Consider the following 5,915-nt stretch of genomic DNA (forward strand, 5'->3'; position numbering starts at 1 on the left):
ATCGCCATCGTCCGGAATTTATAGCAATCGAAAATATCTCCATTGCGACCAACCCTCTGCTGTTTAAAAAACGCCGGGCCTGGAGATTCAATTTTTATAGCGAGAGCGATCAAAGCCATAAGCGGCAATATTATGATGGATAGCAATGCACTTGTGAATAGATCAAACGTCCGCTTGGCAAACATGTTTAACGGGTTTGTCAAACTGTTCTTGATATTGAGCGTAAGCACCTGATCGTTAAAAGCATGATCGACCTCGGCACCCATGACCGACACGCCGGCAAGATCCGGGATGACCACGACCGATGACGCTTTTCGCTGCAGGCGATTTATGAGGCCCACCATCTCTTTTGGCGGCATGCTCGGTGTAGCCACGATCAAACGATCGGTGTCGGTTGCAGCCATGATCCGATCACTATCGCGAAAGCTCCCCAGGACCGGGAAAAACCTGCCGTTTACTTCAACGCTACGCAGCTGTTTTGCTGGGTCCTCGCCCAGGAAGCCGACAATCCGGTACCCAAGGTGGTTCTCCTGCAGCAAAGCGGTCGCAATCGAACGACCGGCCTCGCCCGCACCTAATATTAATACCGCCTGCGTTCCAAGACCCGCCCTCACCAAAATAGATTTGACGACAAAACGCCCGATTGGCAAAAGGATTATCGACAGAATATAGCCCACTAAGACAACAGTCCGTGACGTCTCACCGGTCAGCTGTCCCATAGAAATAATCGACATCAGGAACAGAAAGGCCAGTGAGGCCGCTTTAGTGATTTGTTTTGCCTCTTGCCAGAAGTGAAGGCGCTTCGTATAGAGGCCTTCATATGCAAGGCACATGGTAAAAACGGTAGCGATAATCCATATCCTATCAAGAAGCATGTGCGGCACCTCAGCAACAAACGCCCGGCTTACGGCGGGTAGAACATCTACGCGAATGATGGAGGCCAGGGATATAGCGGTAACGAGCATAGCAATATCACTCGCGACCAAAGCAAGTAGGGCCGCGAACTTGGATATCGCTTGTTTATTCCTTGCTAGAGGCAATTTTACGGATATCGCATCTGGATATAATATACTTGCCCCCGAGACAAGCTCTTGGGGAACTTTGGACATATTCTAACCCCTCGCGAAACATTGGATAAGAAAAGACTTAAATAGTAGGAATTGTTCTTACAAATACTGGTACAAAAGCATTTCGTGCGCAGATTTTTGAATGAAGCCTATGGCTAGGGAAGGATATTACTTTCAGTGCTTAGATGTATAGTCGAAACGATAAAAAAACGCTGTTAAATGCCTACATCTCTTCCTTTAAATTCATTACTTTATATATCCTAATATAGCACAATAAGGGTCCGCTACTCAAGTAATTTACTTACAAATTGTGGTAATATTGGCGCATGTTGACCTATCTCTGCCTAAAGTGGCAACTGGGCGCTACTTCAGCTTACTTTAAGGGGCTCGCCTGAATCAAACGTGAAATAATCAGTAAACGCCTAGCTGCCGAATATATGGGGTCGCAGGTTGAAAGAATAAGACGAGGTTCACCCTTTGCGGTAACATCACGCCAGTCATCGGGCATGACCTGTTTGATTTGAGCGACCTCATATGTAAAGACGGCTCTCTTTGTGTAAATCGTGATCTTATCGGCAGGTGCCAGCTCGTGTAGGTTATGAAAGGGCGCGCTATACATCGTGCGATGACCCGATATCAAAACAGTCCCATTATTACCAAGCTTTGCGGTTTTTGAGACATGAATAGGTCCCTTTGCAAGATTAGCCCAGGTTTCACCCTCGATAACACTCAACCTCAAGTTAAGTTTAGGTATTATGAGAAAAGCGATATCCTGACCGGGTGAATAAACCCCCCGATCAGCCAGCGATGTTAGATCTGTTTTCTTAGGGTCGTTCTTTGCGGTTTTGGTCGCATTATCATGTTTCTTACCGGTTTGGGTGGAGCCTGCTTTGATCGTCGACTCCCATTTTTTTGCCTCGCTTAGCTGATAGTAATGAGCGTATAGCCATAGACCTGATGGTATAGCCAGCAGCAACAGTCCGATAACCAGCATTATGTTAGCGGTCTTATTGAAGTTTGAACTTTCTCGTCTATTCCCCATGCTCGGCTCCCTCTATGACCAAGTTATCTTTTGTCTCCTAGTAGAAAATCGAGTCTTGTATCCCGGACAAGGTCTTCGCCCCATGTCACGACTTCCCCATTCTTTTTAAACCCTGCCGGTAACCGGCTGAATTCAAAACCCTTCGGCGGCCGCACGATGAGCGTTAAACGTGGCGCATTAACCACGGGCTGCGCTTGGCAATCAAATATGTAGTTAAACTCGCCATTACGAACGGCCAAAACACTTGGGAGCTCATAGATAAACTCCACGGTTTTGCTTCCGCCGGGAGGCACGCGAACATAGTGGGAGAACACACATTTATCGGTCTCTTGCCCTACCTCAGTGGCACAGCTCTTACCCTCTTCCTTCGCGAAAATAAGTTGAGCCGACTTGGGTGTGTATACGTTTAGCCAGGTATTTGTGTACCCGCGCGGCACGATACTTCCATCCCCAGAGACATAATCGGTCAAACTGCCTGCAGGAGCTGTGTTTGAGATAACTATCTTTGCCCTGGCCCGCGCCGACCCATCAGCCCTTAGGTCGATAAAATAATCGATCGTTTCATCGACATAGACATCGAGCTTGTTCGCCCCATGGTTTTGCATTACTACCTGTAAGTAATCGCCGGATACAGGCATCAGCGCACCGGCGTAACCGACCTCTTGCAATAACTTTTGTTCCTCCCTGTGCGTGCTAAAAAACACCATATGCTTCTCAGCAAATGCACGATTAACCGCAACCATAAGCTGTTGCTTATTGGGAACATCCCCTGATAGTGTGCGTGCCCAGACCGCTTTCGCTATATCAGACAAAAAATTCTTGCGGTCTTGGCGGTTTTTATAGTGCGCATAAGGCTTAATAAGCGTCTCACTGACGACGTTTTTATCATCAATGACAAGGCTTTTATGTTCTGTGTCAGGCACCGTTACCGGGCCGATGACCGTTAGTAGGTATTTGAGCCCTATGGGATCGATGCTGATCACCCCATCTAATTGTTCGCCTTTCGCACTTTTGTATAATCCGAGCACCACCCTACCGACCGTAGGAAAATCTGGGCTCATATTTATATTTAGCCAGGTGCTCGCTGCCTTGAATCTGCCATACCTCTGCATATAATCCGCGGGAACTTTAATGGGGAGTTGATCGTATTTTTGCAACCTATGGATCTCATTGAAGTCATTGAGCTTGATTTGGCCGTGATCGGCGGTTATTATTCCATAATTACCTATAATTCCCCCGGTCGCCCTAAGCTCCGCGTTGTTTTGAATAGCAAGGAAGTACCGCCGCTTGCCTTGTTCCCCAAGCATACGCGGAACCACATCAAACGCCCCTTGCATATTCCTGGTTACGTCTAACAGCCTTGGTAGTTGCTGTGCGAGCTCATCGCGGGCATGCTTGATTGAGGAAAACAGCGGGCTCTGGGGGATTTCCCTATACTCTGCAAACGCCGCCCGTGCGTGAGCGGCGGCCTCATCGATATCGGGCTTTGCGCTCACAAAGACGTCGGTGTTCACCCTGCCGTTTTTAAGGCCAAAGCTCGGCAGCCTACCTTTCTGCATAAGCTTGGCGGATGCGCGAGTCAACGCTTCACCGGTCCATGCGACCTGCACTCCTGATGCGGTCACTTTCCTCAGGGCGGACACGTTATTATTGATTCCCGGCACAACCATAAGCACAGTGAACACCGGTTTTTTCAGGAGAGACTCGGCATGGATGAGATCGCTGCGCGCGAGCATAAACTGCTGTTTTGCGGTATCGAAGTCTGTAGATTCGGTGGCATGATATGCCGATGTTAGATGGTCGCGACCTCGGGTCAAAAGACCTCGAGCACATGAGATATCGTTCGCCAAAAAGCTTCCATAGACGACACTACAAAAGCATAGCAGAAGCAGACAAAAACCTACGATTCGTCCGCGTCTAGTACGCGGTAAAGTCACTTTCTTCAATTCTCCGTGCGATAGATTATCTTTTTCTGTCATCTTCTTGGGGAGCTGTCTCGGTTTTCATTTCAACATTTTGGAAGGATTTCGAGTTAGCGGGTGACATCACTTACTGCTTGATGCCCCGCGTAGGACCTATAACTATAATAGCCGCTCCTTTTGTCGTAAGGTATTCCGTTCATAATAAAACCCACGATACGAGCGCCTACCTTACCCAGGGCATCTCGAGTTCCTACGATATCGGTTTTCTTGGTTTTCCCAAAGCTGGCTACAGCAAGAACGGCATCGGCTTTCGATGCGAGGATCAACGTATCCGAGATACCTAAAACAGGAGGACAATCCAAGATAACAAGATCGAATTGATCCTTAAGGTCAGCGAGCAGGCTATCCATCCGTCCCGAGTTAAGTAAGTCTGCCGGATTCGGCGGAATCGGACCGCTGGTTATAATGTGCAGTCCTTCTTCATCGGTCGACAACAACGTAGACCCGGCATCGGCTGCCGCCCCTACCAGAATATTAGAAAGGCCCTTACTCTGATCACGGTTGAATAGCTTTCCTACCATGGGTCGCCTAAGGTCGCAATCAACGAGCAGCACTTTGGTACCAGCTTGTGCAAACACTACAGCCAGATTCAAGGCCGTCGTCGTCTTCCCTTCTCCCATGTTGGGACTCGTTACGATTAGCGTTTTTATGGATTGATCGAAATTAAGATATTGAAGGTTCGTCCTTATACTTCTGAACGATTCCGACGACCGATCGTTGTCATTATCCAAAAGCAGCGGTTTGCTTATCTTTGGAACATTCCCAAGTGAAGTAATGCCGATTAGTTTCTCAACCTCTTCGGTCTCCTTGATTGTTGTATCAAGCATCTCAAGCAGGAATGCAAACCCAAATCCCAGCATAAATCCCATGCATAGCCCTAAGATCAAGTTAAGAACCGGCTTCGGTTGCACGGGCTTGCTCGGGACAGCAGCTTTCTCGATGATGCTTATATTTACTAATGGTGAGTGATGAACCGCTTTCTCGGTCATCGAGATAAACTCATATGTATATACATTTGCGAGCATCCTGGCGCGCGTTGGGCTCGTATCAGTGATGGTCAGCTTAATTAGCTGAGTATCCTTTACCGGGTCCGCGCTGACCTTTTTCTCTAGGTCTTCCGGCGCTATTCGCAGTTTTAGCCTGTCTATAACCCGCTCGGCGAGTGTTCTGCTGCTGATAATCTGGCTAAATGTCTGCGCCAGGCGTTCGCTCAGGAGCACTGCCTGGTACGATTCTTGTATAGGCTGATTTTGCGAAGCCTCCTGCCCCTGAGAAAACAGCATCTGGGTCGATGCTTCATACTGGGGCTTGATATAAATATTGATCGATACAGCTATTATTAAACCGATCAAGATGCCAACGATAACTGCGATTTTCCTCTTGATGAGAATTCTCGCTAACTGAAATAAATCTAGTTGTTCTTCCACTATAACCTCTATCGTATGTTGTCATACCCGCTGAGCCGCTATGCTTTTAGATTCAGCGGACATCTCCCGCATGCTATGGTATTTCTCGGCAAAAAATACGCAGAGCTCAAGACATGTTAAGCTCTGCGTGTAAGTATCTATTTGATTGTTGCTTGTGTGCAGTTCACGTTAATTTTTCTTTAGCAACCTTATGCCAAGGCTACCGGCTATAAGCACTAAGCCCGCCGCGAGTACCGCCCAAAGAAGGGTTCCGCCGGTAAATGGGAGCTCTGTTCGACCTGACGCCGATGATTTCTCGCCGGAGACAGCGCCTTTTTGGCCTGGTGTAGTCTGCTCGCCCAAAAAGGCGGTCTCGCCTACCTGCACGGTACCAAGCAGTGACAGGGTACCCGTGGAA

General features: G+C 48.1%; 5 protein-coding genes. All 5 read right to left on the minus strand.

The genetic code is table 11. From position 1 onward, the window contains the following. The coding region (locus COY37_RS11640; protein ID WP_286977682.1) for a sugar transferase at window positions 1-1,109 on the minus strand (1,109 nt) is incomplete at its 3' end. 331 nt (window positions 1,110-1,440) lie between these two features. Next, a complete protein-coding gene (locus COY37_RS11645) occupies window positions 1,441-2,109 on the minus strand; it encodes a sortase (protein WP_286977684.1) in 669 nt (222 codons plus the stop codon). A 23-nt stretch (window positions 2,110-2,132) separates the two neighbouring features. Beyond that, window positions 2,133-3,926, minus strand: coding sequence for a DUF4012 domain-containing protein (locus COY37_RS11650; RefSeq protein ID WP_286977686.1), 1,794 nt, complete (start codon window positions 3,924-3,926; stop codon window positions 2,133-2,135). Window positions 3,927-4,141: 215 nt separating this feature from the next. Then, on the minus strand, window positions 4,142-5,518 hold the full coding sequence (locus tag COY37_RS11655) for a tyrosine-protein kinase domain-containing protein (RefSeq protein WP_286977689.1): 1,377 nt from the start codon (window positions 5,516-5,518) through the stop codon (window positions 4,142-4,144). A gap of 168 nt (window positions 5,519-5,686) precedes the next feature. Continuing rightward, on the minus strand, window positions 5,687-5,915 hold a 229-nt coding region (locus COY37_RS11660; RefSeq protein WP_286977690.1), incomplete at its 5' end, for a hypothetical protein.

The organism is Candidatus Aquicultor secundus (genome assembly GCF_002791875.1).
GTDB classification, from domain to species: Bacteria; Actinomycetota; Aquicultoria; order Aquicultorales; family Aquicultoraceae; genus Aquicultor_A; species Aquicultor_A secundus.